Below are 26155 nucleotides of genomic sequence, written 5' to 3' on the forward strand. Positions count from 1 at the left end.
CCGGTCGCTATAAGGTAAAGTCACTGGCGCAGGCACACCCCGAACACTGCGCCGCTGCCGCGCCACTGTGTTCTGTTCGGGGTGCTGAAGCGCCGGTCTCGCCTCTCGCTCCGCTCGCTCGACCCTGTGACTTTACCCGATCGCTCCCAGCCTACTGGCCGATCCGGAAGGAACGACGGGAAGCGGGCGTGACATACAAAGTGAAGGTCGGTGCATTGACGGTTTTCCGAGAGCCAGCACAGCCGGGGCCAACGGTTCGGCCGATCCGTGACATACCCGAAGGGGCCGCAACGTGAAGCGTGGGTTCGGGACAAACGAGCCGGCATCGGCGCGGCAAGTCGCTTGGCGCCGCTCCGCCCGGTTCAAGGCGATGGGTCGGGCCGCCTGCATTGAGTTCAACCGAGCGCGCCAAGCCGGACCGAAATGCGGGGCGACGAAGAAGTCCGATGGGGAGCCGTGCCAGAACCCGGCCCTGGCCAACGGGCGCTGCAGGTTGCACGGCGGGCGCGTGCCCTCGGGTAAAGCCTGGCACGTCGTCCAATTCCCGCCGGTCGGCACGCTCGCGTTCGATCGCAAGCTGATCACCGTCCAGAAGCGCGACCGCGCCCTGGCCAAACGTCTAGCCGCGATGACGCCAGAGCAACGGGAGCGCTACGACCGGTGGCAGCGCACGCATAAGCCGGGATCGGCGGGCGCGCGCTCAGCGGCGCGATACCGGGCGGCGCAGGACAACGCTATTGCCGAGATCCTGGCGCGGCCGGAGGCGCCGGGCGCCAATGCAGCCAAGATTGCCGAGGTCGAGGGGTTCGTCGCGCGGCTCAAACAAGAGCGGGCCGCGGCAGCAATTCAGATCGCAGTGACATACAGCGAAGGGGTATTTGGATGAACGAGCACACGCATGAGATGACGCCAGCACAAGTGCGCCGGCACCTTCGGGAGCGGATGGAAACGGAAGGGGCGCTCCTCGCCTACGAAACCGCCGTCGCGATCTGTCGCGACACGCGGGCGCCGGCGACCGCGAAGGCTTCGGCTCTCAAGGCGCTGCTGTACGTCGGCGGCTACGACGGCAAGCCCGCGTCCGACCGCGACAAGCCGGTGTCCGAGATGACCCTGCAGGAGACGGAAGCGCTGATTGCTCGGCTGCAGGAGCAGGCGCCCGTCGATCAAGATGAGGACGTTTTCGGGTAGGCTCTCGACACCTGCCTTCATGGCGTTTTCGGCTTCTCTCGCGCCTTCGAAGCGCGGCGAAGCACTGCCCGCTGCCGTTTCCGTTTCTGATCCTGCCGAAAGGCCTCTCGGCGCACCTTTTCCTCATCCGTCAAAGGGGTGCGTTTGATAGGTCCTGCTAGCCGTTTGAGAAGCAAAGCTCGCCGAGCACGAGCCGCCGCGTCTATGACGGCCATTTCCTCCGGAGAAAGAGTGGGCTTGGCGACAGGTTCTTCCTCCCGCGATTTCAGCTGTGCGGCACTGCGCTCGAACTCTTCGATATCGTCGATACGGATGAGATTTGGCCTGCCGGGAATGTATTTCAGCTTTCCGGTCAGCCTGAGGCGCTTCACTGTCCACACAGAGCATCTCATGCGATCCGCAGCCTCTTCTTGAGTTAGAAGATGGCTGCCGTGCTCGGGTCGTCGCTTATTCGGATTATTTTTATCGGCGTTATCTTCCAGTAATATCAATAGTATGCGGATTATTTGCTTGTAAGAAGCCTGTTGGCTGATTTTCATTCGCCCTACTTTGCTGCCTCGCCCAAGCGGAAAAAATGTCGGTTTCGACGGGACAGTATCGGCCGGCCACTCCCAATCAACCTCGCATAGAGGCTTTACGGGTTTGAACTTAATCATAGGGTTTGTCCAAATCTGTACAGTATGTAGATTGACAAAATGGACAGTCGATGCAGGTTCCATTTTGATTCGATGTCGGATATACGATCTTAAGGTGCTTGAAAACACTTGAACACATAAACGGTCCCGCGGGTCCGGGGTCTCCACGCGAATGTCCAAGGCGAAAGCCTAAAGGCGTGCGAGGGCCGACGTGTCCGGTTTTTCAAGCTCCGGATCTGCAGCAGCCGCGTGAAAACGGCTTCGATGGGACACGTCCAACCATGTCGCACTTGAGCATCGTGCCGCCTTCGGCGGTGCAGTCGAACACGCTCGACCTTTTCACCCATCCCCTTGCGGCCGGCGGCCTGCGCCCGAGCTACATGGTCCCCTGCTACCCTGTCGTGGACGGGGAGGAGCCGTGTTTAAACGCCTCGATTGAGGTGCTCATTCACCAGGACCAGCTCACGGCGTTCGAGGCTGAAGCCAACCCTATCGGGGAAGCCGCCGGCCTCTCGCATCCCGTGTGTGATGTCGCTACCGATCACGGGGGCGGCGCGTGGCGCCTTGCCGAGATCGTCGGCCCTCGCGCGCTGATCCTTGAGCTGATGCAGGTGGCGCAGCGCCACGGCTGCAAGCGCGTGCTGTACCCGGCCTAGGTACTCGCCAGCATCGAACGACCCGAGGGGCGCCCTGATCGGCGCCCCTTTCGCATTTCAGATCGGCTTTGCGCGAGGGGCCGGCAGCATGCGGGCGATAGCCTGGTGCTCGGCTGGAGCGAGGCCTAGCGCCTACGGGCCAGACTGTCGGTCGGAGGGCATAGGATTCCATTCTATGCCGCGCCTAGGTGACGAGCGTTCCAATGGACCTTGCCCGTGTGGAACGGTCCAGACCCCCACCGTAGCCGTTCCAAGGGAATGGTATTGCGTTTCGGAACGATCCGTGGTCTAACATCCTAGAACCTATTGGAACGAACCGGACCGGAACGCCCCTCATGCTCATCGGCTACGCCCGCACTTCCACCCTGGAACAGGAAGCCGGCCTGGAGGCCCAAATCCGCGACCTGATGGCCCTCGGCTGTACGAAGCTGTATCAGGAGCAAGCGTCCTCCGTAGGCCCTCGCAAGGCCCTGGAGGCGGCCCTGGAGTTCGCCCGTGAAGGGGATACCATCGTAGTCACGAAGTTGGACCGGCTGGCCCGTTCGGTGACCCACCTGGGCAACATCATCGCCGGCCTGGAGGCCAAGGGCGTGGCCCTGCGCATCGTCAACCTGGGCGTGGACACCGCGACCCCAACGGGCAAGCTGATGCTGAACGTCCTCGCGGGTGTCGCTCAATTCGAACGGGAGATGATGCTGGAGCGCCAGCGGGAGGGCATCGCCAAGGCCAAGGGGGAGGGCGCCTACAAGGGCCGGAAGCCCACCGCACGGGCCAAGGCGGACCAGATCAAGGCGCTTGCCGCGGAGGGGTTGAGCATGGCCGCCATCGCGGCGAAGCTCGGGATTGGCAAGGGGTCCGTCCATCGGGCACTGTCCGGTGGGGCGTGACCGCCCGCCGGACCGAGACGGCGCGCGGCGGCACGTGAACAGCCGTTCAGGTTTCCCGGACCCTCGACCGGGCAGCGTGAGAGGGCCTAGCCTGCCCGGAGGGCGATGACGTTCGATCCGGGCTCGCTGTGACCCACGAAGCGCTGTGACGGCCTCGGCGGGGCCGCCGCCAGAATCGCAGCCGGGATGGGCCGTAGCGCCTCCTAAAGCTCAATTGCAGTTAGCTGCGCATCCTCCAGCACCCCAGCGAGGCGCACGGCCAGCGCGGGCGTGAGCTCGGCTTGGCGGATCGTCTCGGCGACCGTGTCGAGGGTGGAGCGAAGGACGAAGGCGCGCATGTCGGCCGGAAGGCACATGGGGTCGATCTCCTGTGGCAAGCGGCCATTCTGCGCCCGCCGACACGCTGGGCCAATGGGCAGCGTCGCCCTTGCTGACCCGGTAGTGGCCAGCCGAACCCCACCCCTGGGTACCGGTCACAACGGCGTTCCGGGAACCGCGTCAGACGGCTGAAGAAAATTACCGCCGCTGAAAAACTCGGCTCTCCGGGCACGCCGAGCGCCATAGCATCTGCCTCGCGCGCGAATTCCAGTCCATAGATCCCGCCTATTATCGCGCACGCGGCAACCATACGGTCAGCCATCAATTTTCGGATGAAAGCCCGATCGCCAATGGCCAGCTCCGCAACAGACGCGCTCTTCCAGGAAGGACCGGACGATCCCGATTTCGACGAGCCGGCGCCGCCCTCTCGCGCGGAGGAAGAGCTCGATTACAAGATCTTCGATCTCCGCAAGCACCTGATGCAGATCGCGGACGGCGATGACCCACCGTGGGCACTCGATCACGTCCTCCGATGCCTGCGGTCTCACGTGCATGATCGCAAGGGCCTCCGGCCGTCGGGCGACGACCGCGACGAGTTGCTCGGCGTCATGACGCCCGCGTTGGCCAGCGCGATCGAGCATCTGCCGGCGAGCTACGATCGCGGTAAGATCCGCCTTGGCATGAACGCGGCTCGTGGTCTGATCATCTACTGGGCGGAAACGGACGCGGCACGCGCGCAGCGGCATCCACACGTCCTCCCCGATCTCCTCGCCTACGCCGCCCTGCTGCGGAACGATGCGCGCAGCATGACGCTGGTCGAAGAGATCCGGGAACGCGCCGACCTTCGCCGAAGAGACCTGCTGGCGGGCCTTCATGAAGCATTCGGCAACGAAGGAGCCGCATGATGGAACCGAACGCCCGACCCGCCATCGATCCGGCGCTGAATCGGATCCTCGTCGACAGGATCATGGGCCGGCCGGCATCCGCGCCAGCCCCGGCCCGTTCCGCCGATCCGTGGAGCGCCTTTCCCGACGCTCCGCAGGCCTCCGCGAAGGCCGCCGACCCATACGCCGGCTTCCCCGATGCGCCGCAGGCCGCAGCGGCCCCCAAGCCTGCCCGGGTCATCAGCTTCGAAGGCCGCCGGATCAGCGTTCCGGGTGATGCGACCGATGACGAGATCGTGCAGATCCTGAACACGCCCGCACCAGCGACGCCGTTGGCCCCCGGCATAATCGAGGTCGACGCGCCGGATGGGACCATCGTCGAATTCCCGGCGGGCACGTCTGACGAGGTGATGTCGAAGGCCATGCGCGACACGTTCGGCGGTCCCAAGGCGGCAAGTGGGAGCCGACCAGCGGACGACATTCCCGCGGGCTTCCGCGTGGTTCCAACCCCGGCCGACGGTATACCGCCGGGGTTCCGCGCAGTCTCGACACCCTCGCCTGCCAGTCCGCAGACGACTCCCGCGGCCCCGGCGGAGGCTGGCGGGTTCCTGTCGACGATCGGCGGCATGGCGAAGGCCGGCGCGCAGGGCGTGGTGTCCGGCTTGAACATGCTGGCCGACGCCCCGGTCCAGGCGGTAAACCAGGCGCCGCGGCTCCTGAACATCAACGGCGCGCTGGTCAACAAGATCATGGGCCGAGAAGTGGTGCCGACCTTCGGGCCGATCTCGGACAAGCCGCTCCTGCCCTCCGACATCATCCAGGCCGGCCCGCGCGCGGCCGGCGCCAAGGAATATCGGCCCGATGGCTTGGCCGAGCGCATCCTGAACCGCGTCGGCCAGGAAGTCGGCGCCTCGGCCGTCCCCGCGGCCGGTGCGCTCGTTGCCGGTAGCCGCCTCGGCGTTCAGGGCGCCCGGGCGCTGGCGTTGAACGAGAACCCGCTTGCGGCCCTGGCCTACGGCCCCGTGGAGGCCGCCGCCGCGAACCCGTCCGGCATGCTGTCACGCGAGGCGCTCGGCGCGGGCGCAGCCGGAACCGGAGCCGGCATCGCGAATGAGGCCGCCCGCGCCGTCACTGGCGACGACGTGAACCCGATCTCGGATCTCGCCGGCTCGGCCGCTGGCGTCAGCGCCCTGGCCATCGCCAAGCCGATCCTCGGTGCCGTCGGCTCCCTCGCCTCGGCCGCACGCGGCTCGACCCGCTTCGCCGACGACGTCGCCCGCGAGGCCGTCGCCCACGAGATCATCGCCAACTCCGGACATGCGCAGGCGCAGGTGGCCAGCGGCATCGACCGCGGCGCTATCGATTCGCAGCCGCTCGCCGATCAGCTCCGGCGGACGTCCGCGGCGGAATCGACCATCCCGGGATACCGGTCGGACATCGCGGATCGCTCCGGCGACCCAGGTCTGGCCGCCTACGTGTTCGGCCATACGGCGGCCAATCCCGGCCTCGACACAGTCCGGCGCGCCGCGAACCAGCAAGCCATCGGCGACCGCATGGCGGAGCTCGCCCCCGCGGGCTCGTCGGGCCAGTTCCGCGCCGACCTGCAGGGCGGGGTCGACCGGCGGGTCGCGGCGGTTGAGAGCCAGGCCGAGATCGCGCAGCGGACCCTCGACGAGCACGCGCAGCGCCTCGCCTCGACCATGACCGGCGAGGCCCGGGGCGCCGACATCCGCGCGGCACTCGCACGGGCGGCCGACGAGGCGCGCGCCGGCGTCCGCCAGGCCTACGAGCCGATCAACCGTGCGACGGCGAGCGTCGATGTTGCGCCGCTGGCCGAGCGCTTCAGCGGCATCGACGAGGTCTTGAGCGTGGCCGAGCGCCAGCGCTTCCGCCCGGCCGAGGCCGCCATCCCGGATCGTCTCATCGGGCCGGCAGAAGCCGCCGGGCCGATCGATACCGGCATCCTTGATGCGTCCGGACGGCCGATCACCCGGGAGCCGGCGCCGGGCAACAGCCAACAGCCGCTCCGGGAGGTGACGGGGCTGCGCTCAGCGCTGACCGACGATGCACGCGCCGCCCGTACGGCCAACCGTCCGGCCGAAGCCCGCATCATCGATCAGCACGTGACCGCGCTCGACGACTACCTCGACCAGGCCGTGCCGGAAGGCCTGCGGGGCCAGTACGATGCAGCCCGTACGGCCCGGCGGGACTTCGCCGACCGGTTCGAGCGGTCTCAGAATGCGGTGGCGCAGGTGCTCGGCGAACGGCAGGGCGTCTACGACGTGCCTGACAGTGGCGTGGCGCCTCGGTTCGCACAATCCGAGGAAGGCCGCCTGTCCGATCTGCGCCAGCTCATGAGTGAGGCGGGCGGCGATGCTCGCGTGCGCCCGGCACTCCGGGACCAGTTCCTGGCCAACATTCGGGACCGCGGATTGCTCGACCGGCCGGACCAGCTCGGCGCCTACCTCGACCGGCACACTACGCTCCTCGATCAGCTGCCCGGCCTGCGCGACGAGCTCACGTCGGGCGGCGCGGCCAGCCGCGCGTCATCGGAAGCCCGCGGCGTGGCGGATGCAACCCGGCGCGATCTCACGACCCCGGGCCGTTCGCCCGAGGCCGCCTATCTCCGCTACGACGAGGCCGGGACGGTTCGCTCGATGCGCACGGTGCTCGGCGCGGCCAAGCCCGCGGAGGCGGCCGAGCGGCTCCTGGCGACGGCCGGTACGAACCCGGAGCACGCCCGGGCAGCGTTCTGGGAGGCCCTGAAGGACCGGGCCACGGTGGACGGCGGGGTCAACCAGCCGAAGCAGGTCAGCGGGCGCCGGGGCAACGACTTCCTGAACGACCCGCAGACGAAGGCCGTGGCCGAGGTGCTGTATCGCGACAAGCCGGAACAGCTGCGAGACATCACCGAGGTGTTCGACGCGCTTGCCGGCGCGAACAGCGCCACCCGCGCTCGGCGGCCCGGCTCATCGGGTACGGCGCAGGGCATGCGGGCTGGCTACGATGCCGCCCTGTCGGCCGCTTCGATCTCAAGCCGTCTGCGCAGCGTCCACCGCGGCCAGCTCTCGCCGACGATCGCGGGCATCGATCTGCTGGCGACCTACCTGCGCAGGAAATCAGCGCAGATCCAGGCCGGCTCGATCTCTCGGCTGCGCGACGAGGTGGTCCAGAACCCGGAACTCGCGGCCCGGCTCCTGGAGGACTACAACCCGGCGACCTACTCGGCGAAGCGTCGGGAGCTGCAGACCGCCTTCGGGGCACGCGCCACCACAGCCATCCGGTTGTTCGATGCCGCCCACGACGAACAGGAGCGCCCGGAGGCGGCGGCAGTGCGGCGGGGTGCACGATAGGCCGTCTGCATCCTGAAGGGACGGATCCTTCGAAGGCGCGCCGTTATGCCCTGCTGGCGCGAAGATCCCAAAGGCTTCCCAGGACAAAACCGATGAGTACGGCACCGAGCCCGCTACCGACGAACATGCTCAAATTATGCGCGACATACTCGTTGCTGGTCCATGGATAAAAGAGCTTCCCTCTCCATTCTATGAGGAGGTCAAGCAAGGGAATCAATAAGCCAATTGCGCCACCGATGAGTGTCCAACGCCATTTTGCTTTATCCATCGACAGATCACTCCTGCCTATACGTAGTCTCTGTTCGTCGGCAGTCATCTTTTTATCTGTGGCAGGGATTGGCGGATAGCCCGCGATAAGGCACGTAACGACGATACTGCGCTGCGCTTGCTCATCAAGGCCTTGAGAGTTCTGGCCGCTCGCTAAAATACACATCCTGCCGCTCGGCGTCCGGCCGCTACGACCTTCTCATCGGCGGAGAGATCGGCGGCAGCGTCGTGCGCGAAATCGCGTCCGGTAGCGGCGATCTGGTCTGGCATGCCGAGCTGCTGGACGATCCGCCACCGGATAGACGACCACATCCCTTCAGCAGGATCGACCACACTTTCGGCTCACTGCAGGCAGTGACGATGTGGCTCGGTGGTGCGCCGATCTCGGAAGCTTAGAGTTCGAGCTCTGAAAGTCCGTTTACCAGAGGCGTAATGGGCAAGACCTACGGTCGAAGTGTGTGAAATCTCGACAGCCCTCTGCTGAACGGCCAAACAGAAAGCGGACGAAGCTGTCGCGCCCACTTTCGACCCTTCTCAGACTCGCTGATTGTCCGCTTCCGGGCAAATCGGCTGACTGTCGCCTGCGATCGGGATGGGTGTATTTCTTCTAGTCTGCTTCTGCACGCAGGTCACTGCTCGTCCGGCGACCACTCGGGGCTGTAGCCCCCGAGGGCCGGGTGATACATCTCGTCGCCGGAATGCTGCGTGAACTCCACGTTGAGGCGATCCTCGCTCAGGCCGAGGATCTCGATGCAGTGGGCGCATAGCGCCTGGGCGACCGCCATCCGCAGCTCCGCTGAGCGTCCCTTGCGGATGTCCAGCATCATCACGGAGACCGGTACCGGCTCGCCACCGGCTTCGGGTATCCGCCACAAGCCGCCCTCGCCAAGTTCGCGGATGGCGATGCTGATCCGCCTGATGTCGACCGACATCATCTCCGCGTAGGTCCGGCTCATCTCAGCCGCGAGGCGCTTCTTGGCTGCCACGGAATGCGGGCCGATGACGTCGAGCTGAAGGTACGGCATGGATGAGCCCCTTGGTTCAAGCCGCGTTCGCCGTCGCGAGCCCGTAGCGCGCCGCGGGCTTGGCGTTGTTGAACTTGGCAGCCATGGCCCGGCGATCCTCCTCCCAGCGCGTCCAGTCCGACACGTTCTGCAGGCCTGGGATGGTGACGAGCTCGCCCTGGTCGAGACCGGCCAGCGCCGCGTCGACCAGATCGGCCGCCGACATCGTGACCGCCGACGTCTTCTGCGCCGCATAGCCGGCGACATCCCAGAACTCGGTGGCCGTCGCGCCCGGCAGCACGGTCTGGACGCGCACGCCCTTGTCCGCGAGGTCCTTCTGCAACGCGTGGCCGAAGCTGAGGACGTAGGACTTTGAGGCGCTGTAGACGCCGTTGAGCGCCTCGACCGCGATGCCGACGACGGACGAGATGTTGACGATGGTTCCCGAGCCGCGCGCGACGAAGGCCGGCGCAACCGCGTAGGTCAGGCGGGTCAGTGCGGTGATGTTGAGCTGGATCATCGCGTCCATCGTCTCCACGTCGGCCTGGAGGATCGACGCGACGGATCCGATGCCGGCGTTGTTGACGAGCATGTTGATACGCGCGTCCTCGCGCAGCCGCACCTCAAGGCGTGCGAGATCGTCCTTGCGGCCCAGGTCGGCCTTGAACGCCTCGACCCGGCGCCCCGTCTCCTGGACCAAGCGATCGGCGAGCGTCTGCAGGCGCTCCCCGTTGCGGGCGACCAGCAGCAGGTCGTACCCCCGTTTGGCGAGACGGTCGGCATAGACCGCGCCGATGCCGGCAGATGCGCCGGTCACGACCGCAATGCCCTTGCTGGATTGGGTAGACATCTTCGTTCTCCTCTGCGTTCGCGCCACAGGTTGGCGGCGTTCGATGCGAGGAACCTACCGTTGCCTGCAAGCGGCGAAAATGTCATAGTTGCGTCGATTTAAGACATGGACAATCGGCATGCAGCGCGTCGGCTTCGTCGTCTATTCCGGCTTCTCGATGATGGCGCTGGCGGCGGTGCCGGCCTTCGAGGTCGCCAACCTCGCGGCGGACGCGGCGACCTACGACATCCACTTCATCTCCGAACATGGAGGGCCGGTCAGCACCTCAGCCGGCATGAATGTGGAGACGAAGGCGTTCCACGAGACGCCCTTCGACACGCTCGTCATCGGCGGCGGCACCTTCGTGCGACCGTCGACGCCCGGCTTCGTCGCCCTCGTTCAGCGTGCAGCCGCTCGGGCCCGGCGCGTCGCCGCCATCTGCACCGGGGCCTTCGTCCTCGGCGAGGCCGGTCTGCTCGACGGCCGACGGGTCACGACGCATTGGATGCACGCGCGGGAGCTGCAGAACCAGTTCCCGAAATGTTCGGTCGACGCGGATCGCATCTTCATCAACGACGGTCCGATCTGGACGTCGGCGGGCATGAGCGCCGGCATCGACCTTGCCCTTGCCCTTATCGAGGCGGATCTCGGCCACGAGGTAGCGCAGAACATTGCCAGGAAGCTCGTGCTCTACCATCGCCGGGCAGGTGGCCAATCGCAGTTCTCGACCTTGCTCGACCTCGACGCGAAATCGGACCGCATCCAGGCGGCTCTGACCTATGCCAAGCAAAACCTCCACCGTCCGCTTTCGGTCGAGGAGTTGGCGGAAGCCGCCCATCTCAGCCCGCGCCAGTTCAGCCGCGTTTTTCATGCCGAGACCGGTCAGTCGCCGGCCAAAGCGGTCGAGAACCTGCGCGTCGAGGCCGCGCGCGTGCTCATGGAGCGCAGCCGGCATCCCATCGACGCCGTTGCCGACCAGACCGGTTTCGTGGACCGAAATCGAATGCGGCGCGCCTTCCTTCGCGCGTTCGGACAGCCCCCGCAGGTCATCCGGCGAAATGCACGCGAAGACGTAGGTTTGGTCAAGCACTCCCAGGCGATGAGGCTGTCCTGAACGTATGCTTTCAAACGACGAGCTGACGAGGATATTTATTCAGCTGAGGTCAGAGGCGGAATGTCCACTTCAGAGAGAAAGGAGAAAAGTCCGCTCCCCACTCTTATCAGATTTTGCTGAATGCAGCCATATCGGTCAGCAAAACGACCGGATATTCGACCGCATAAAAATAGGACAGATGTCTTGGGCTGTTGACGTCCCTTGCCTGAGTTTTGTCGCAACCAATCACTCCGCGATCAGTTTCCTGTGTTCAGCACGTGCGAACGCGTCTTCGCGGTTCCCGGCTGATCCAAGGACATCGATATGCAGGTTTTGAAGGCGATAACGATCGCCGCGCTTGTTCTGGCACCAGTTGCTGCGCACGCCCAGAGCGCTTCACCTCCGCCTCCAGGCAGCAGCACTGCGAGCGGAAGGCCAGCGAACCTCTGCAATGAGCTCGTTGCCTTCGTGGATCAGCCCGAGGCTACGACGAAGGCCGCAGAGGCACCGCCTCAACTCGCAACAGCCGTAACGGCCAAGAAAAGCGACGATACGTCAGCGAACCCCGCAGCGCCGGGCACTCCGCAAAGCACCTCGGGTCAAAGTGGGCAGATCACGGCGTCCGGACCGGGTGCGGCCGGTCCGCAAGGCGACGCGCAGAACAAGGCCACGCCGTCAGGCTCCACGGCTACGGCATCGGGACCTGCGAAGGATGCATCTGCTGCAGCACAGGCTGTGACAGCGGTTTCCAAACCGTCTGCCGAGAACATGCAGCAGATCGAAACCGCAGCGGGCACGAACGACATCCAAGGCTGCCGAGCAGTTGCTCAGACCATGCGGCGGGCGGGGGTCGTCATGCCAGGACCGCTCCTTGCCCTCGCTGCGATGTCACCCAAGCTTCTGGAAGCCACCTCACGTCCCTGAGGATGCTCAAAACCCATCGCACAAGCACCGTCTCCTCGATCAGGGAGCCCTTTCTCACTTCGTAGGATCACATCATGACGCGCCGCTCCACTACGCCATGGCTGGTTCCCGCTCTCCTTGGGTCCGCTGCTGCTCTGGGTGCATCCGCGCTCTACGCGGTCTCGAAGGCCCGCGAAGCCGAACGGAATACGCCGCCCATCGGCGACTTCATGACTGTGGACGGTGTCCGCCTTCACTATATCGTTCGGGGTCACGGGCAGCCGCTTGTGCTGATCCATGGCAACGGTACCATGATCCAGGACTTCCTGGTCAGCGGGATCGTCGACGAACTTGCCAAGCGCTACCGCGTCATCATCTTCGACCGACCGGGCTACGGCTACAGTGATCGCCCGCGTGGTCTCTGGACCCCGCGGGCTCATGCGACCTTGTACGAAAAGGCTTTGGAACGCCTTGGTGTTTCGAAAGCCGTGGTCCTCGGGCACTCCTGGGGAAGCCTCGTCGCCGTTTCCCTGGCACTACAAGCCCCAAGCCTCGTACAAAGCCTCGTATTAGCTTCGGGCTATTACTACCCAACTCTGCGCGCTGACGTGATCCTGGCTTCGCCACCGGCGATCCCCGGCATCGGAGACGTCTTGCGCTACACGGTGTCGCCGCTCGTTGGTCGGGCTCTGATGCCGGGAATGATCAAGGGGATGTTTGCGCCCGCTCCCGTGACGGAGCAGTTTGATCGCGAATTCCCCAAAGAGATGATGCTGCGCCCCCTACAGCTACGCGCCTCGGCGGAGGATGCGGCCCTGATGACACCGGTGACGATCGAACTGCAAGAGCACTACCACGAACTGAAGTTGCCCATCGTGATCGTTGCTGGGGCCGACGACCAGATTGCAGATGTCGGACGTCAGTCGGCGCGACTGCATCATGCCTTGCCTCAGAGCGAATTTCTCGTCGTGCCTGGCATGGGCCACATGATCCATCATCTCGCGCCAGAGCAGGTCGTCCAGGCCATCGACCATGCGTTCGAGATGGGACGCGACAACCAAGTGTAGAGGGGTACCGGACGGATCTACGGCGATACGGAGCAATTAGTCAGGCCAGCCGGCAACGTAGCTTGACCTGACTAAGCGTCCATTTCTTTCAATCGCTATCATGGCCGAGCACCTTGCGGGATCGGGCAGGTTCGACCGACGAGCACGGAGGCGAGCCATGACGTCTACCAGTTCCCGCAGTCTGGCTGAAACGCTCCTGCAGACAGCGAGGCTGAAGCGCACTTTTGCCTCTAAGGCGGACTGGGAGCCGGCTCGCAGTGCCCTCGATGACGTTCAGTATCGGGAACACCGTCGTTTCCCTTACGATCCGAGGCCTCTGGAGGAGTACAGCTTCTTGTTAGCGTCGCGGTGGTATGAGGTTCACTCGTGTGAGGAGAGCCGATGCTTCGTTCACTTATGACGCTGGGTCTTGCCTGTTTGGCGTCTGGAGCGGATGCGCAGCCGGCCAGCATCGTCCTGGCTCACACGTATGGTCTGGCCTCTTTTCCGAAGAATGCCAAATCTCCTCCAACGGAAAAGAGCGGACGGGCCACCTACTTATCCATCATCCAACGTGAAGCGGTATCAGCGGGATTGCCCATCGCAATTGCAGATGCCGTCGCCCAGATCGAAAGTGGATATAATCCTTCGGTTATAGGAGGGGTCGGGGAGATCGGACTGATGCAGGTCCGGCCGGCGACGGCGGCTATGCTGGGCTTTAAAGGCAGTACGGCCGAACTCGCACAGCCCGAGGTGAACATCCGCTATGGTGTCCGTTATCTGGCGGAGGCCTGGCGTCTTTCGAATGGCGATCTCTGCCGCGCCTTAATGAAGTACCGGGCCGGTCATGGGTCGGAGACGATGTCGCCCTTGTCCGTAACCTACTGCGCACGAGCGCAAGCGGTCCTCAAGATCCCCGAAGCCATGAGAGTGAGACAGGCGCTGGCGCCCTCACTGCCTCAATCAGCCTCGGTCTCCTTAGCTAAAACACCCTTGCCAAAGGGGTTGAAGCGAGGGACGCCTGAGTTCGAGAAGGCGTACTGGGCTGCACACGAGACGCGAATTGCGAAGCTTAGAGCGCAGATCCAGGCAAGCTGGCGAACACGCGGCGCGAAAGCGACATAGGCTCCCCTCAGCTTGCGCGTCGTTGTACGGCGCTCCAAAACCGATCAGGAGGAGAGGGGCTTCGAGAACTCCATCCCGCATAGGCACCTCGCTTCACGACGCGAGCGGCTGGCGATATCGCTAAGAACTAAGCAAACGCCGCCGGGCTCGACGCCTCGACCTTCGGGGCTCACTCGCTACGGGCCAGGTACATCACAGAAGCTGCTGGCCGGGGCGTGGATCGAGCCCGCATCATGGATCAGTCGGGGCGCCGCGATCCGAGGACGGTCGTCGGGTACATCCGACGGGCGAACGCCTTCAAGGATCATTCGGGAAGCGGGTTTTTGTGATCGCACCTGCTGTCCGGTACTATCAGAAGTGCCAGAACGCCTCGACAGTCCGACAGACAATCGCCGCGTAGGTGCCCTGCCGGTGCCTCCGCATGGGGACGTTCACGCTGCCCTGCTGTCCACTGCCTCATGTGCCCGGAACGTGTTGCGGCCAGCAGCCTTGGCTCGGTACAGCGCAGCGTCCGCGTGCCTAAACACCACGTCGGGTTCGAGACCATGGTCTGGGATCAGTGCGATACCGATGCTGAGCCCGACCGTGATCTCGTTTTCTTCGAACCAAAATGGACGCCCAACGGACGCGATAAGCCGGTTTGCTAGAGTTGCCGCATCGTCGAGCCCATGCAGGCCGGTCTGCAGGATGACGAACTCGTCCCCTCCCATCCTTGCGAGTGTATCCTCCGTGCGAAGAACCGATCGCAAGCGCTTGGCCACCTCAATGAGCAACGCGTCGCCCGCGGGATGACCAAGGGTGTCGTTGACTTGCTTGAAGCGATCAAGGTCGAGGCAGAACAAAGCCAGTTTCTTTTTCTCACGGCGGACCTCCGCCAGCTTCTGCTCAAATCGCTCCTGAAGCAGAGTGCGGTTGGGCAGGTTCGTCAGCGTATCGTGCCGGGCCAGATGGGCCAGTTGCTGTTCGGCGCGCTTCCGCTCGCTAATGTCGAGGTTCAGGCCGACGATGCGTGCGGCCTCGCCCGTCGCAGGGTCGAACACAATACGTCCAAAGCCTTGAAGCCAGCGCTCCGAGCCATGCTCTCCGCCCGCGAGAAGCTGAAATTCCGAGGCGTAAGTCGTGCGCGTCGCAATGGCATGTTCGACCGCCACGCTCACAGCCTCAACCCCCGCGGGATAGACGAGCGCCTTCCATGCCTCGATGCTGACATCGAGGGTGACCTGCTCGCTCCAGCCGTCCGGCACCGGCAGGCCCAGCATCCGCGCGCTCTGGAGCGGATAGCGGACGAGGCCCGTCTGGAGGTCCCACTCCCAGATGGCTGCGCCCGCGGCTTCCTGGGCCAAGCGCAGGAAGTCAGCCGTCTCTTCAAGCTTGCAACGCGCTTCCACGGTGTCGTGAATATCGAGCGCGGTTCCAATCCAGCCCGAGATCGCTCCCTGCTGGTGGATAGGGAGCATCATGAGCTTGTGCCAGCGATAAACTCCATCGTGACGCCTCAGGCGGCCTTCGACCTCGAACATGGTTCCCTTGGCCAAGGCAGCCTGCCAAGCCTGCTCCATCCGAGGCGCATCATCTGGGTGATTGTGGTCCAAGCGCTCCTGACGTGTCTCGCCGGCCGAGCCATAGTAGGTCCGGAACGGCTGGTTAGTGTAGGTGGCTTGCCCGTCCTCCGGCCGCATGACCCACACCATCTGTGGCAGTGCTTCCGAGAGCGCGCGGTAGCGGCGCTCACTCTCCAGCAGGGCGAACTCGGCCTGCTGGCGTGCCTTCGCTTCGGTCTCGTTTAATTGCCGCGACATGTGCAGGCGCAAGTGGGCGGCAATGATCTTTGCGAGGGTCTGCAACTGCTTCTGCTGGTCGCGTGAGAAGCTGCGCGGCTTCGTGTCGATGATGCATAAGGTGCCGATGCGAAGGCCCGGATCCAAGCTGAGAGGTGCCCCCGCATAGAAGCGGATGTGCGGGGCACCGGTCACCAGTGGGTTTCTGGCGAAGCGCTCATCCTTAAGGGCATCTTCGACGACGAGGACCTCATCTGACAGGATGGTGTAGGTGCAAAACGCAGTCTCGCGGGCTGTACCGTCGACATCCAGGCCGCAGCGGGCTTTGAACCACTGACGGTCCTCCTCGAGCAGCGAAACGAGGACGATTGGTAGGCCGAACAGGACTGAAGCTGTTTGGCAGACGGCGTCGAACTGTTCCTCGGCTTCCGTGCCGACGATGCGCAGGGCGCGTAGAGCGCTGAGCCGTTCTGCCTCGTTTGGCCCAATAGGGAACATGACGGGTGTGCCAGATGCGAGGACCGGGATGGCCGAGACGCTATTCAGGCGACCCTATCGTCCACTCGGTTAATGCTCGCTAACCAGCGAGCCCCTGTCTTGTCGATGGAATGCAAAAATTTAGGTCGTGGACTGTAGAAAACCAAAGCTCTACTGCCCTACCTAAATGGACGTATCGCGCGGACTGCCCGGGGCGCCACCTACCTAGAGCGCCTCGTTTGAAGATAGGAAGTTTCTCTGAGGTTGGCGCGGTGCCTTGAGGGGGAGGGGCTTCTTGTCGTCCGGCATGATCCGTCGAAGGTGGTCGTGGACGATTTTGGTGCTGAACGGCTTTGCGATGAAGCAGGCCGTGGCCGGAAGGTCTCCTGGAACAGGTTCATCGTGGCCCGAGGCTACGGCGATGCTGATGTGCGGGTAGTCCGAGGCGACCGTGCGGGCCAACGCGAACCCATCATATCGTTCGTCGGAGCCTACAGACATAAAGAGCAGTGCGAACTCTCGACCATGCTGTCGTAGAAGTTGGATGGCCTGCTCGCTCGTCGCGACATCCAAAACTCGGAAACCAGCGTCCTCAAGGATGGTCACAGCGTCCAGCCTCAGACGGGAACTCCCGTCGACTACGAGGGCGAAGGAAGGTCCTAAAGTGCCAAGCCGGTTCATGGTGCGCTACGTTCAAGACCTCGAGCGGCCCTCATAATAGCTTCGATCCAAAACATGCTCTATGTTAATTTTCCGTGCCTGCTGCAGCGGTGCTGAGATCAGTGCATCGGGCCCTTTCCGGGGTGTAGCGGACGATCCACTACTCGACGGAAATAGGCGGCTGCATCAACCACAGCACCTCGCCTTTCACGGTCGCCTGGCCACCCGTGACCCACTCGCGCCAGTTGATTAGAGCGTCTCTCCCCTTCTTCCCGACAGAGCTTGCGTTCAGGGCGCCGAGCGTGGCCTTTTGCAGCCATGCCCATCCGGCGCGAGCACCGCTTCTTCTATCCCATCGACTGGCCCCAACTCTCGGCCGTCATCCGCTTCGCGCGCGCAGGTGGCAGGTGCGAGGTCTGCGCTCGGCCGCATGGGCAAACGGTCTACCATCTCGGCGATGGCCGCTGGTGGGACGGAGAGGCGGGATCCTGGCGGGATGGGGCAGGATGCTTCATCTGCGTGGCGATCGGGGCTGATGATATCCTCGGTCAGGTGCGGACCACGCGTGTGGTCCTCGCCACCGCACATCGCGATCACGACACGGCGAACAACGCGGCCAAGAACCTCGCGGCCTTCTGTCAGCGCTGCCACATGAACCACGATCGGCCCGAACATCAGCGTCGACGCTGGTATACCTTGTTCAGACGCAAGGCTTTAGGCGATCTCTTCCGAGGTCCATACTAGAATAATTGAAGCTAGATTTGCGGCGTATGGCTTTAATCCGGCTCACAACGTGTCCCCTGGCACGTCCAGAATGACAATGGCTCCCCATATTAGTTTCAGACAGAGAGAAACGAGCCAGTTAATTGGCTCGTACTGTGAAGGAGTTAGTAAGCCTTAATGAAGACCCGTATCGCCGCCCTCGCCACCGCGCTTGTCCTTGGCGTTGCTCCGATCTCGTCCGCAATGGCCTATGACAGCCCCTCCCGCTATACGGCGTTCGCGCCCTACGATGTCGAGACCACCGGCTCGCTCAACGATGTCCGCCGTCCCCCGGCCTATCTCCGCTGTCCGATGAGCTCGGCCGCAGAGGGCAACGCCAACCAGCAAAACTTCCCCACCCAGCAATACGGCCAGACCTCTGGCGGAAACCGCTGCTGATCGGAGGGACACCTGCATGCTGCTGAGAGGCTTCTCCTACGCGATGATTGCCGCCTTCACGGGTGGCCTCGTCTTCACGGTCGTCGGCTCGGCCAGCGCCTTCCTGAGCCTGTAAGGGCCTGGCCCTACGGATATGCCTCTATGACCTGCCCAGCTCCGGCTGTGGCGGGTCTTTTGCGGCGCTTGACAGGCTTTCGAGCCCCAGCGTGACGCTGCCTCTGGCAAGAGATTTCTGCCGCCTGTCCCCGGTCTGCACAGGTCATTCACAAAGCGTTTGACCCAATTTGGTCCTCCGTGTTCCTGCTTTGTACTTAAGAGGGGTAGGGCCATGACCGCAGCACAAATCGCCGAGATGGCGGCTATGAGCGAGGCCGAAATGATCGCCTTGGCCTACGAGGAAGCGGCTGGCGGCGACGCACGTCGTGCCCTGCTACAGGCCATCGAGGACATCATCAGCTTGGAGGCGAAGCTGGCGGTGGCCGAACGGCGGATCTCCTATGGCTATGTCCGCGGTGCCGGTCTCGGTCAGGGCACCTGACATGGAGCGCCTGTGCGATGTCCGCGCCGAACGCATCGTCGTCGCGTGCAGTCCCTGCGGACGGCGCGGATCCTATGTCCTAGAGCGGCTGCGCCAACGCTTCGGGGCGCATGCCTCGATGCTGGACGTCTACCTGGCCCTGACGCAAACCTGCCGCTTCCAGCGCGAGGTTGGAAGCCGGACGCCCAACGTCTACGGCATAACATGCCGGGCCAAGCTCGACACCACGGGTGGCCCACCGACGACGGGGCTGCCGTCGAGGACCTGAGCCATGTGCAACCTCTATAGCCTGGTCACGCCGCAGGCCGAGATCCGTGCGTCCTTCGGCGTGTCGGTCGATCACGCCGGCAACCTGCCGCCGCTACCGGGCATCTTTCCCGACCAGCGCGCGCCCATCGTGCGTGTGGCCGAGGACGGTGAACATGTCCTGGAGATGTTCCGTTGGGGCATCCCTGGGCCAAAGGCGTTCGGCGAGCATCCGGTCACCAACGTGCGCAACGTGAAGAGCCCGCACTGGCGGCCCTGGCTGAAGCCGGAGTACCGCTGCCTGGTGCCGGTCTCTTCGTTCAGCGAGTACGCCGACACCAAGCCGAAGAAGACGCCGACCTGGTTCGCGCTCGATGAGGAACGGCCGCTGTTCGCATTCGCGGGCATCTGGCGCCCCTGGACGGGGGTGCGCGGCACGAAGGCCGAGAACCCCGATCGCGTCGAGGAGAAGCACCGGTTATTCTCGTTCCTGACCTGCGAGGCCAACGGTGTCGTTGGCCCGGTCCATCCGAAGGCCATGCCGGTGCTGCTGACGAGCCCGGAGGAGTGGAGCACTTGGCTTGCGGCCCCGACTGAGATTGCGCTGGAACTTCAGCGTCCTCTGCCGGACGCGATGATGCGGATCGTGGCAACGGGATCGCGCAGAGATCCGGCGGAATGACCCCCTTGCGAGGCCGCTGATTGCCTGAGGGTTAACGGCTCGTAAACGAATTGGTAGGCATGACGTAATTCAGCGGCTCTGGTGCTCCTGAGCCACACTTCGAAAGGGCCTGAGACATGATCACGGTGACCTTCCTCGGCATGATGACCGCGGCGCTGACAGCGGCAGTGGCTGGCGCGATCAGCGCTCCCGGCGAGCGATAGTACGGCCAGGATTAAGGCGTTAGCGCCCCTCTGGGCCGGCCAGAGCGGCGCGTTCGACTACGTATGTGACCGTTGCGCTACGGTGGTTCTTTCTGGTGCAGGAGAGCAGTTGGAGCCCTCGCGTCGGCATAATTGATCGGTCAGATCGAGGAAGCGCACCTGCTCCTGGTCCCGTCCGATGTCACTCACCCGCTTCGTCTTACGCCAGCACCGCGAGGTCACCGCCGTGGTGGCCACCTATGGAGTGTTTCTCAGTGGCATTTTGGTACTCGCCTGGGCTATGGCCTGACCGTATTTAGGGAGGCTATCAGTCCGAACACAGTGCATGCTCATTTGGCTGGTAGGAGTTTCTGATCATCGCCTGCTCTCATCCCAGCATTTGGAGGTTGGCTCCGGTTCACTCTTCCGCCGCAGCGCCGACTTCTCTCTTTCGCAGGCTTCGATGCGTTCACGACGAGCCGCGCGCCTAGCCTGATCCGCGTCAGCAGGGGTGGGCGTAATGCGGGTCGTGTGCGCAGCCATTGGTAGGTCACACGTCGCTGCGCTGACCAAACGGAAGTCGCAGGCGTGCACTCTCCAGGGCTGGAGCAGCTTGAAGTCGGCTCCAATAAAGGCAGCTATCGAAGCTGCTGCGGCGAATAGGGCGATGACATTAAGGATGATCTTCCCTATTTTTTCATAGATCCTGATACAGCAGAAACTACATTTACCGTAAAGCGTGTGGTCTTCCGCGGTCACGATCTCCAAAACAAAGGCTGGCAACATGCAGCAGGTACCGGACCTGGCTGGGCTTCCGTCCGTGATTGATGCGATCGTGAAACCGTGGCTTAACGCGGTTGAGACCACGGGTCTGGGAATGGGCTCTGTCGTCTCCGATGCGGTTATCAGCGCGACCATGAGCATCAACCGAAGGATCGTCGTTACCTCGGATCTTTCTGGATACGTCGCCGAAGCGCGCAATGCATCCGAAGCTCTCGCTCAGGCGCTGGACCGACATAAGTCGACGACTACGGAGCGCAATGTAGCCTTGGCGGCATTGGCCGTGCTGACCGACAAGTTGCGACTGTCGAAACCCAACGACAGCACACGGGCGCTTGGTCTTACTTGGTAGAAGGGTGGTGATCAGCACGATCCCGGCAGGCCTCATGGCGTGTGCTCCTTGGCGCAAAATATCGCTTTGAAGGGAGCGTGCCAAACGGCACGGCGTTCCGGCTGAGAGGAGCCTAAATCGGGATCACTGAACAAGTCACGGCCCACCGCCTTTCGACGGAGACCGCGCAAACCCAAGTGGATTGTGCCATGAACACTCGTATTGCTTCTGCTGTTGCTGCTGTTGTCCTGAGCGTTGGCGCGATAGCTTCGCCCGCTCTGTCCCAAAGCTACACTGCCCCGGCTGGTATCTCCGCTGCTGCGGCGCCCGGCAGCCGCGAAGTCCGTAGCTACGACGACATCACCACCGGCTCCATCGGCTACGGTCGGGACTACACCTCCGCCCAGCAGGGTAACGCCGAGCATAACAGCTTTCCGGTCTGGCAGTTCGGCCGTACCTCCGGCGGCACGGCCCGCTAAGTCTTCAGACCATTGAGACGACTGGCGGCGGAGCGAAAGCTCCGCCGTTTTTGTTTCGGGCATCGGCACTCAGTGGCCTCTTCGAGGCGATATCTCGACATCCGATCAGAGATGTATTGCGTCCCTAATTCCGCTGCGCATTTTGAGAGATATCTAAGAGGCTACAAGACATAAGGTGTGTATGGACCCAGCAGGCATGCCACGGTCCTCTTGAACATCAGTCTTGGATAGGCCATGCTTTCATCTGAGCTTATTACAACCAGATGGTAGCATGACGGATAGCGCTGACAACCAGGCCGCCGATTTTGTCGACCTCGCCGGCGACATCGTCTCCGCCTACGTCTCGAACAATCCTGTTCGTCCGTCCGACCTGCCGGACCTGATCCGGAATGTCTACGGCGCTCTCAGCGGCCTTGCTAACGGTACTGTCAAAGCTGCGGCAGAACTCGAGTTCGAAAAGCCAAGTTGGGCGCAGATCCGCAAATCCGTGATGCCGGACGGTATTGTCAGCTTACTCGACGGCAAGACCTACAAGACCCTAAAGCGTCACCTGAGTGGCCATGGGCTCGATCCGAAGAGGTACCGCCAACGCTATGGCCTCCCGGACGACTACCCGATGGTTGCTCCAGAGTATGCTGCCCGTCGATCAGCTCTGGCAAAGTCCATCGGCCTCGGTCGCGTCGCCGATCGCGTTGAAGATGTTCAGCCTAAGGGCAAGGGGCGCAAAAAGGTAGCTTAACCCCACCGAAGCTGTAACATCCATTGCACGATCCAAGGACATATACGGGTTGCCGGGACGTCAGCGCTGACCAAGCCTCTCGTACCAGTTGTGCGCTTGAATAGGAGATCGTTCGAACGTCAGAACCGAACGATCGACATGGGTGTGGCGCCACTCGCGAGGCGCCACACCATAACGGTTTCGGAACGCATGGCTCAGATGGGTCAGGGACTTGAAGCCGAGTTCACTCGCTAGGCGCGTGATCGAACGAGTTTCAAGAGGATCCGCGAGCGCTGTCCGGATCGCCTCCAGCCGCTTCTCCCAAACCCGGTGCATGACCCCGCCAGTCTGCTCGAACGCGCGATAGAGGGACGTTCGTGACGTTCCCAGACGTTCGGCAAGCCACTCAGGTGAAAGCTTGGCTGAGGGCAGGTTCAGGTCGATCAGGCGCTCGGCCGGTCCCACTACGCCCGCGTCGAGCTCGTGACCCTGGAGAACGTCCGATGCCGAGGATCTGTCGAGTAGGCGACGCACAAACCCTGTCAGTTCTGCTCCGACCTCGTCCGCTTCGTCCAGCCGTGTCGAGGGAAGATGCCGATAAAGCGCGTGAAGTCGCGCGAGCAGTAGCCTGTTTCGCTCCTGATCGAAGAACATCGGGATCCGCTCGATATCGAAATCCGCCAGGAGCCGACGAGGTACTGTCAGCCCGATTGCGCTAGAGCGTGCGCCCCGAGCATCGAGCTCTCGACCCATGTCGGCAGCCATGACCCTGTTCCGCTGCTGCATCACCGCGCAGCCTGCAACCTCGCCCGTCAGTCCTCCCGAGACGTAGAGCATGAAGGTCAGGTGATCCGGCGTCACCGCAGCGTGACGGCGGTCACGGATCATGCGTTGGGGTGTGAAGACCATCCGGCTGGCGAGTATGTCGCCGAGCATCGTACAGGAAAGATTGCCGCGTGGTGGCGCTGCCCCCTCACTCTGCTCGACCCGAATGATCGGCGCCATCAGATCCCGCCAAGCTGCAAAGGCGTGGGCCGGATCAAGACCATCGGTGTTGAAATTTAGGGTGGGGACGATGGTCATGCGCCCTGCAAAATCAAGGACCGGCTGGTTGTTCAAGCCCTAAGTGATTGAAGCCCGCCGGTCACGTCTTTGCCTTCACCATCGCAGATTGATGCTCAACTTTCTTCGGTGCCAAAGTCGTCCGCGCTTCGATGAAGGGGGCGGACTATTTGCAGGCGGCTGAGGGATGCCGTGCAGGGCGTAACAAGCCCCACACCGCTGGTGATACGCGCTTACTCCGCGAGTTCGCGCATGACCTTGATCAGGTCCGACTTCCCCTCGAAGCCTATGCCCGGAAGCTCGGGCATGACGATGTGCCCATCCTCAACCCTCACCCCATCAGGGAAGCCACCGTAGGGCTGGAATAGGTCTGGGTAGCTTTCGTTTCCGCCGAGGCCGAGGCCCGCCGCAATGTTCAGCGACATCTGGTGCCCGCCATGCGGAATGCAGCGCTTCGGTGACCAACCGAACTGCTCCAGCACGTCCAGGGTTCGTAGATACTCGACCAGGCCGTAGGACAGAGCGCAGTCGAACTGCAGCCAGTCGCGATCCGGCCGCATGCCGCCGTAGCGCAGGAGGTTGCGGGCGTCCTGGTGCGAGAACAAGTTCTCGCCGGTGGCCATCGGCCCTGGATAGAACTCGGACATCGCCGCTTGTAGGGCGTAGTCGAGGGGATCTCCGATCTCTTCGTACCAGAACAGCGGGTACTGGCGCAGCATCTTGGCGTAAGCGATGGCGGTCTCGAGGTCGAAGCGCCCGTTCACGTCGACGGCGAGTTGCGCCGTCGAGCCGATCTCCGAGAGGACGGCCTCGATGCGGCGCTGGTCATCCGCGATCGGGACGCCGCCGATCTTCATCTTCACGACGGTGTAGCCGCGGTCGAGGTAGCTGCGCATCTCGGCACGAAGTTGGGTGTCGTCTTTGCCCGGATAATAGTAGCCGCCGGCCGCGTAGACGAAGACCCGCGGATCTGCGTCGATGCCCTTCTGCTCGGCGAGCATCCGGAACAGCGGCTTGCCGGCGATCTTAGCGGTCGCGTCCCAGATCGCCATGTCGAGGGTGCCCACCGCCACCGAGCGCTCGCCGTGGCCGCCCGGCTTCTCGTTGGTCATCATCGCCGCCCAGAGTTTGTGCGGATCGAGGTTGTCGCCGGCCTCGTTCAGGACGCTCTTCGGCTCGGCCTCCATGAGGCGGTTGCGGAAGCGTTCGCGGATGAGGCCGCCCTGGCCGTAGCGGCCGTTCGAGTTGAAGCCGTAGCCCACCACCCGGCGGCCGTTGCGCTCGACGTCGGTGACGACGGCGACGAGGCTGGCGGTCATCTTCGAGAAGTCGATGTAGGCGTTGCGGATGGGCGAGGCGATCGGCTTGGTGACCTCGCAGACGTCGACGATGCGCATGATGGCTCTCCTATGTCCGATGAGTGAATGAGGGTGGGCGTGGGGGCGCGGGCGCGGCTCTAAGATGCGAGCGCCGCGGGGTGCGGCGACCGTTGCCCCGTTTTCGAGTCGGGAACGACGTCGGCCGCGGCAATAGCGACCCGGTCGCGGTAGGCCGCATCGGCCTTGTCGCGATCGAAGGCACCCTCCCACTTAGCGATCGCGATGGTGGCGACCGCGTTGCCGATGAGGTTCGTGACCGCCCGTGCCTCGTTCATGAAGCGGTCGACGCCGAGCAGGAGTACGAGGCCAGCGACCGGGACGGTGTGAATACTCGAGAGAGTGGCGGCGAGAGTGACGAAGCCGGCTCCGGCCACACCGGCCGACCCCTTCGAGGTCAGGAGCAGCACGCCGAGGACGACGAGTTGGTCGCCCAGGCCGAGCGGCGTGTTGGTGGCTTGGGCGACGAAGATCGCCGCCATAGTCAGATAGATGCAGGTGCCGTCTGCGTTGAAGGTGTAGCCCGTGGGTAGCACCAGTCCGACGACCGACTTCTCACAGCCCAGGCGCTCCAGCTTGGCCATCATGCGCGGCATGACGGCCTCCGTGGAGCAGGTCCCGAAGGTGATAAGGATTTCGTCCTTGAAGTAGCTCAGCACTTTGGCGAGCGAAAACCCTGTCCAGGCGCAGACGGAGCCGAGCACTAGTACGACGAACAGGATCGACGTGGCGTACACACCGAGCATGAGGTAGGCGAGCGACCAGACAGTGCCGAAGCCATACTTGCCGATGGTGAAGGCAACGCCCGCCCCAGCTCCGATGGGAGCGAGCCGCATTACCATGGCAACGACGCGGAACAGCGCGTCGAGCAAGCTGTCGATGACGGCGACTACGGGCCTGCCCCGCTCGCCCGCCTGAACCAGGGCGAGGCCGAGCAGCAGTGAGATCAGGATGATCTGCAGCATGGCGCCTTTGGCGAAGGCATCGACGATCGTGGTGGGGATAATGTCCATCAGGAAGCCGACGAGACCCGGCTGCGCCTCGGCCCGCTTCGCGTAGGCCGCGATGGCACTGCCGTCGATATGGCTGGCGTCGATGTTCATGCCTACGCCCGGCTGCATGAGGTTGACGATGACGAGGCCGATGACGAGGGCTAGCGTGGAGACGACTTCGAAGTAGATGAGCGCCCGCACGCCGATGCGGCCGACTTCCTTCATGTTACCCATCTTGGCGATGCCGACGACGATGGTGCCGAAGATGACCGGCGCGAGTAGCATCTTGATCAGCTTGATGAAGCCGTCTGCCAGAGGCTGCAGCATCACGGCGAAGTTGGGTAGAAAGACACCGACCAGACCACCCAAGATGATCGCGATGAAGACCTGAACATAGAGCCGGCCGAGCCATGACTTCATGCCCTGTTTCCTCCTGTCTGCCACTGATCGGGCAGTTTCGTTGGTGATCCCTCTTGCGGGGCTTGATACGTTGCCTACGCCTGGA

General features: G+C 63.5%; 27 protein-coding genes. 17 read left to right on the forward strand and 10 right to left on the reverse strand.

Annotation, left to right across the window (positions count from 1 at the left end; genetic code table 11):
- Nucleotides 1-292 precede the first annotated feature (292 nt).
- Nucleotides 293-886, forward strand: a complete 594-nt coding sequence (locus AC0IWM_RS02135; RefSeq protein ID WP_471752846.1) for an HGGxSTG domain-containing protein — start codon at nt 293-295, stop codon at nt 884-886.
- Nucleotides 883-1188, forward strand: coding sequence for a hypothetical protein (locus AC0IWM_RS02140; RefSeq protein ID WP_471752847.1), 306 nt, complete (start codon nt 883-885; stop codon nt 1186-1188). The genes AC0IWM_RS02135 and AC0IWM_RS02140 overlap by 4 nt, the downstream gene beginning before the upstream one ends.
- 17 nt (nt 1189-1205) lie before the next feature.
- Here the strand turns inward: AC0IWM_RS02140 and AC0IWM_RS02145 are convergent, their stop codons facing one another.
- Complete coding sequence (locus tag AC0IWM_RS02145; RefSeq protein ID WP_471752848.1) at nt 1206-1727, reverse strand: helix-turn-helix domain-containing protein; 522 nt, start codon at nt 1725-1727, stop codon at nt 1206-1208.
- A 377-nt stretch (nt 1728-2104) separates the two neighbouring features.
- On the opposite strand from AC0IWM_RS02145, the gene AC0IWM_RS02150 reads away from it, so the two are divergent.
- Both AC0IWM_RS02150 and AC0IWM_RS02155 read left to right on the forward strand, forming a co-directional pair.
- On the forward strand, nt 2105-2479 hold the full coding sequence (locus AC0IWM_RS02150; RefSeq protein ID WP_471752849.1) for a hypothetical protein: 375 nt from the start codon (nt 2105-2107) through the stop codon (nt 2477-2479).
- Nucleotides 2480-2814: 335 nt separating this feature from the next.
- Complete coding sequence (locus AC0IWM_RS02155) at nt 2815-3366, forward strand: recombinase family protein (RefSeq protein ID WP_471752850.1); 552 nt, start codon at nt 2815-2817, stop codon at nt 3364-3366.
- 203 nt (nt 3367-3569) lie between these two features.
- Here the strand turns inward: AC0IWM_RS02155 and AC0IWM_RS02160 are convergent, their stop codons facing one another.
- Nucleotides 3570-3722 (reverse strand): hypothetical protein, encoded by a 153-nt coding sequence (locus AC0IWM_RS02160; RefSeq protein WP_471752851.1) that lies wholly within the window; start codon nt 3720-3722, stop codon nt 3570-3572.
- A 312-nt stretch (nt 3723-4034) separates the two neighbouring features.
- Between AC0IWM_RS02160 and AC0IWM_RS02165 the strand changes: the two genes are divergently transcribed.
- Both AC0IWM_RS02165 and AC0IWM_RS02170 read left to right on the forward strand, forming a co-directional pair.
- Nucleotides 4035-4589, forward strand: a complete 555-nt coding sequence (locus AC0IWM_RS02165) for a hypothetical protein (RefSeq protein WP_471752852.1) — start codon at nt 4035-4037, stop codon at nt 4587-4589.
- Nucleotides 4586-7921 carry a hypothetical protein gene (locus AC0IWM_RS02170; protein WP_471752853.1) on the forward strand — a complete coding sequence of 1112 codons (3336 nt, stop codon included), beginning with the start codon at nt 4586-4588 and terminating at the stop codon, nt 7919-7921. The genes AC0IWM_RS02165 and AC0IWM_RS02170 overlap by 4 nt, the downstream gene beginning before the upstream one ends.
- Nucleotides 7922-7964: 43 nt before the next feature.
- Here the strand turns inward: AC0IWM_RS02170 and AC0IWM_RS02175 are convergent, their stop codons facing one another.
- The 3 genes from AC0IWM_RS02175 to AC0IWM_RS02185 all read right to left on the reverse strand — a co-directional run bounded on the left by AC0IWM_RS02175 (nt 7965) and on the right by AC0IWM_RS02185 (nt 10042).
- Nucleotides 7965-8354, reverse strand: coding sequence for a hypothetical protein (locus AC0IWM_RS02175; protein WP_471752854.1), 390 nt, complete (start codon nt 8352-8354; stop codon nt 7965-7967).
- A gap of 463 nt (nt 8355-8817) precedes the next feature.
- A complete protein-coding gene (locus AC0IWM_RS02180; RefSeq protein ID WP_471752855.1) occupies nt 8818-9213 on the reverse strand; it encodes a tautomerase family protein in 396 nt (131 codons plus the stop codon).
- Nucleotides 9214-9229: 16 nt separating this feature from the next.
- Nucleotides 9230-10042, reverse strand: coding sequence for an SDR family NAD(P)-dependent oxidoreductase (locus tag AC0IWM_RS02185; protein WP_471753096.1), 813 nt, complete (start codon nt 10040-10042; stop codon nt 9230-9232).
- A gap of 118 nt (nt 10043-10160) precedes the next feature.
- Here AC0IWM_RS02185 and AC0IWM_RS02190 point away from each other — a divergent pair, with 118 nt between their 5' ends.
- The 3 genes from AC0IWM_RS02190 (at nt 10161) to AC0IWM_RS02200 (ending at nt 14188) form a co-directional block, all read left to right on the forward strand.
- Nucleotides 10161-11135 (forward strand): GlxA family transcriptional regulator, encoded by a 975-nt coding sequence (locus AC0IWM_RS02190; RefSeq protein ID WP_471752856.1) that lies wholly within the window; start codon nt 10161-10163, stop codon nt 11133-11135.
- Between the two features lie 977 nt (nt 11136-12112).
- Nucleotides 12113-13084, forward strand: coding sequence for an alpha/beta fold hydrolase (locus AC0IWM_RS02195; RefSeq protein ID WP_471752857.1), 972 nt, complete (start codon nt 12113-12115; stop codon nt 13082-13084).
- 381 nt (nt 13085-13465) lie between these two features.
- Nucleotides 13466-14188, forward strand: coding sequence for a lytic transglycosylase domain-containing protein (locus AC0IWM_RS02200; RefSeq protein ID WP_471752858.1), 723 nt, complete (start codon nt 13466-13468; stop codon nt 14186-14188).
- A gap of 431 nt (nt 14189-14619) precedes the next feature.
- On the opposite strand, the gene AC0IWM_RS02205 is transcribed toward AC0IWM_RS02200, so the two are convergent.
- Nucleotides 14620-16464: a sensor domain-containing diguanylate cyclase gene (locus AC0IWM_RS02205; RefSeq protein WP_471752859.1), complete on the reverse strand. Its 1845-nt coding sequence runs from the start codon at nt 16462-16464 to the stop codon at nt 14620-14622.
- 204 nt (nt 16465-16668) lie between these two features.
- Nucleotides 16669-17049 carry a response regulator gene (locus AC0IWM_RS02210; protein ID WP_471752860.1) on the reverse strand — a complete coding sequence of 127 codons (381 nt, stop codon included), beginning with the start codon at nt 17047-17049 and terminating at the stop codon, nt 16669-16671.
- Nucleotides 17050-17421: 372 nt separating this feature from the next.
- Here AC0IWM_RS02210 and AC0IWM_RS02215 point away from each other — a divergent pair, with 372 nt between their 5' ends.
- The 8 genes from AC0IWM_RS02215 (at nt 17422) to AC0IWM_RS02250 (ending at nt 22241) form a co-directional block, all read left to right on the forward strand.
- The gene (locus tag AC0IWM_RS02215; protein WP_471752861.1) at nt 17422-17847 is read left to right on the forward strand and encodes a hypothetical protein; all 426 of its coding nucleotides are present in this window, start codon (nt 17422-17424) and stop codon (nt 17845-17847) included.
- 156 nt (nt 17848-18003) lie between these two features.
- Complete coding sequence (locus AC0IWM_RS02220) at nt 18004-18264, forward strand: hypothetical protein (protein ID WP_471752862.1); 261 nt, start codon at nt 18004-18006, stop codon at nt 18262-18264.
- 328 nt (nt 18265-18592) lie between these two features.
- The gene (locus tag AC0IWM_RS02225) at nt 18593-18802 is read left to right on the forward strand and encodes a hypothetical protein (RefSeq protein ID WP_471752863.1); all 210 of its coding nucleotides are present in this window, start codon (nt 18593-18595) and stop codon (nt 18800-18802) included.
- A gap of 118 nt (nt 18803-18920) precedes the next feature.
- Nucleotides 18921-19070, forward strand: a complete 150-nt coding sequence (locus AC0IWM_RS02230; RefSeq protein ID WP_471752864.1) for a hypothetical protein — start codon at nt 18921-18923, stop codon at nt 19068-19070.
- 3 nt (nt 19071-19073) lie between these two features.
- Nucleotides 19074-19730: an SOS response-associated peptidase gene (locus AC0IWM_RS02235; protein ID WP_471752865.1), complete on the forward strand. Its 657-nt coding sequence runs from the start codon at nt 19074-19076 to the stop codon at nt 19728-19730.
- Between the two features lie 966 nt (nt 19731-20696).
- Entirely contained in the window at nt 20697-21044 is a 348-nt protein-coding gene (locus AC0IWM_RS02240; RefSeq protein WP_471752866.1) for a hypothetical protein, read from the forward strand.
- A gap of 188 nt (nt 21045-21232) precedes the next feature.
- Complete coding sequence (locus AC0IWM_RS02245; protein WP_471752867.1) at nt 21233-21502, forward strand: hypothetical protein; 270 nt, start codon at nt 21233-21235, stop codon at nt 21500-21502.
- 271 nt (nt 21503-21773) lie between these two features.
- Nucleotides 21774-22241 (forward strand): Ros/MucR family transcriptional regulator, encoded by a 468-nt coding sequence (locus AC0IWM_RS02250; protein ID WP_471752868.1) that lies wholly within the window; start codon nt 21774-21776, stop codon nt 22239-22241.
- A 60-nt stretch (nt 22242-22301) separates the two neighbouring features.
- Here the strand turns inward: AC0IWM_RS02250 and AC0IWM_RS02255 are convergent, their stop codons facing one another.
- The 3 genes from AC0IWM_RS02255 to dctA form a co-directional block, all read right to left on the reverse strand.
- Nucleotides 22302-23303, reverse strand: coding sequence for a helix-turn-helix domain-containing protein (locus tag AC0IWM_RS02255; RefSeq protein WP_471752869.1), 1002 nt, complete (start codon nt 23301-23303; stop codon nt 22302-22304).
- Nucleotides 23304-23515: 212 nt separating this feature from the next.
- On the reverse strand, nt 23516-24679 hold the full coding sequence (locus tag AC0IWM_RS02260; protein WP_471752870.1) for a mandelate racemase/muconate lactonizing enzyme family protein: 1164 nt from the start codon (nt 24677-24679) through the stop codon (nt 23516-23518).
- Between the two features lie 59 nt (nt 24680-24738).
- Nucleotides 24739-26070: a C4-dicarboxylate transporter DctA gene (dctA, locus tag AC0IWM_RS02265; RefSeq protein WP_471752871.1), complete on the reverse strand. Its 1332-nt coding sequence runs from the start codon at nt 26068-26070 to the stop codon at nt 24739-24741.
- Between the last annotated feature and the right edge of the window lie 85 nt (nt 26071-26155).

Source organism: Methylobacterium sp. AC433 (assembly GCF_979253015.1).

Coding starts and splice junctions, on each gene's coding strand:
- AC0IWM_RS02140 (WP_471752847.1), top strand. CDS start 883: ATGAACGAGCACACGCATGAGATGACGCCAGCACAAGTGCGCCGGCAC.
- AC0IWM_RS02145 (WP_471752848.1), bottom strand. CDS start 1,727: ATGAAAATCAGCCAACAGGCTTCTTACAAGCAAATAATCCGCATACTA.
- AC0IWM_RS02150 (WP_471752849.1), top strand. CDS start 2,105: ATGTCGCACTTGAGCATCGTGCCGCCTTCGGCGGTGCAGTCGAACACG.
- AC0IWM_RS02155 (WP_471752850.1), top strand. CDS start 2,815: ATGCTCATCGGCTACGCCCGCACTTCCACCCTGGAACAGGAAGCCGGC.
- AC0IWM_RS02160 (WP_471752851.1), bottom strand. CDS start 3,722: ATGTGCCTTCCGGCCGACATGCGCGCCTTCGTCCTTCGCTCCACCCTC.
- AC0IWM_RS02165 (WP_471752852.1), top strand. CDS start 4,035: ATGGCCAGCTCCGCAACAGACGCGCTCTTCCAGGAAGGACCGGACGAT.
- AC0IWM_RS02170 (WP_471752853.1), top strand. CDS start 4,586: ATGATGGAACCGAACGCCCGACCCGCCATCGATCCGGCGCTGAATCGG.
- AC0IWM_RS02175 (WP_471752854.1), bottom strand. CDS start 8,354: ATGTGTATTTTAGCGAGCGGCCAGAACTCTCAAGGCCTTGATGAGCAA.
- AC0IWM_RS02180 (WP_471752855.1), bottom strand. CDS start 9,213: ATGCCGTACCTTCAGCTCGACGTCATCGGCCCGCATTCCGTGGCAGCC.
- AC0IWM_RS02185 (WP_471753096.1), bottom strand. CDS start 10,042: ATGTCTACCCAATCCAGCAAGGGCATTGCGGTCGTGACCGGCGCATCT.
- AC0IWM_RS02190 (WP_471752856.1), top strand. CDS start 10,161: ATGCAGCGCGTCGGCTTCGTCGTCTATTCCGGCTTCTCGATGATGGCG.
- AC0IWM_RS02195 (WP_471752857.1), top strand. CDS start 12,113: ATGACGCGCCGCTCCACTACGCCATGGCTGGTTCCCGCTCTCCTTGGG.
- AC0IWM_RS02200 (WP_471752858.1), top strand. CDS start 13,466: ATGCTTCGTTCACTTATGACGCTGGGTCTTGCCTGTTTGGCGTCTGGA.
- AC0IWM_RS02205 (WP_471752859.1), bottom strand. CDS start 16,464: ATGTTCCCTATTGGGCCAAACGAGGCAGAACGGCTCAGCGCTCTACGC.
- AC0IWM_RS02215 (WP_471752861.1), top strand. CDS start 17,422: ATGCCCATCCGGCGCGAGCACCGCTTCTTCTATCCCATCGACTGGCCC.
- AC0IWM_RS02220 (WP_471752862.1), top strand. CDS start 18,004: ATGAAGACCCGTATCGCCGCCCTCGCCACCGCGCTTGTCCTTGGCGTT.
- AC0IWM_RS02225 (WP_471752863.1), top strand. CDS start 18,593: ATGACCGCAGCACAAATCGCCGAGATGGCGGCTATGAGCGAGGCCGAA.
- AC0IWM_RS02230 (WP_471752864.1), top strand. CDS start 18,921: ATGCTGGACGTCTACCTGGCCCTGACGCAAACCTGCCGCTTCCAGCGC.
- AC0IWM_RS02235 (WP_471752865.1), top strand. CDS start 19,074: ATGTGCAACCTCTATAGCCTGGTCACGCCGCAGGCCGAGATCCGTGCG.
- AC0IWM_RS02240 (WP_471752866.1), top strand. CDS start 20,697: ATGCAGCAGGTACCGGACCTGGCTGGGCTTCCGTCCGTGATTGATGCG.
- AC0IWM_RS02245 (WP_471752867.1), top strand. CDS start 21,233: ATGAACACTCGTATTGCTTCTGCTGTTGCTGCTGTTGTCCTGAGCGTT.
- AC0IWM_RS02250 (WP_471752868.1), top strand. CDS start 21,774: ATGACGGATAGCGCTGACAACCAGGCCGCCGATTTTGTCGACCTCGCC.
- AC0IWM_RS02255 (WP_471752869.1), bottom strand. CDS start 23,303: ATGACCATCGTCCCCACCCTAAATTTCAACACCGATGGTCTTGATCCG.
- AC0IWM_RS02260 (WP_471752870.1), bottom strand. CDS start 24,679: ATGCGCATCGTCGACGTCTGCGAGGTCACCAAGCCGATCGCCTCGCCC.
- dctA (WP_471752871.1), bottom strand. CDS start 26,070: ATGAAGTCATGGCTCGGCCGGCTCTATGTTCAGGTCTTCATCGCGATC.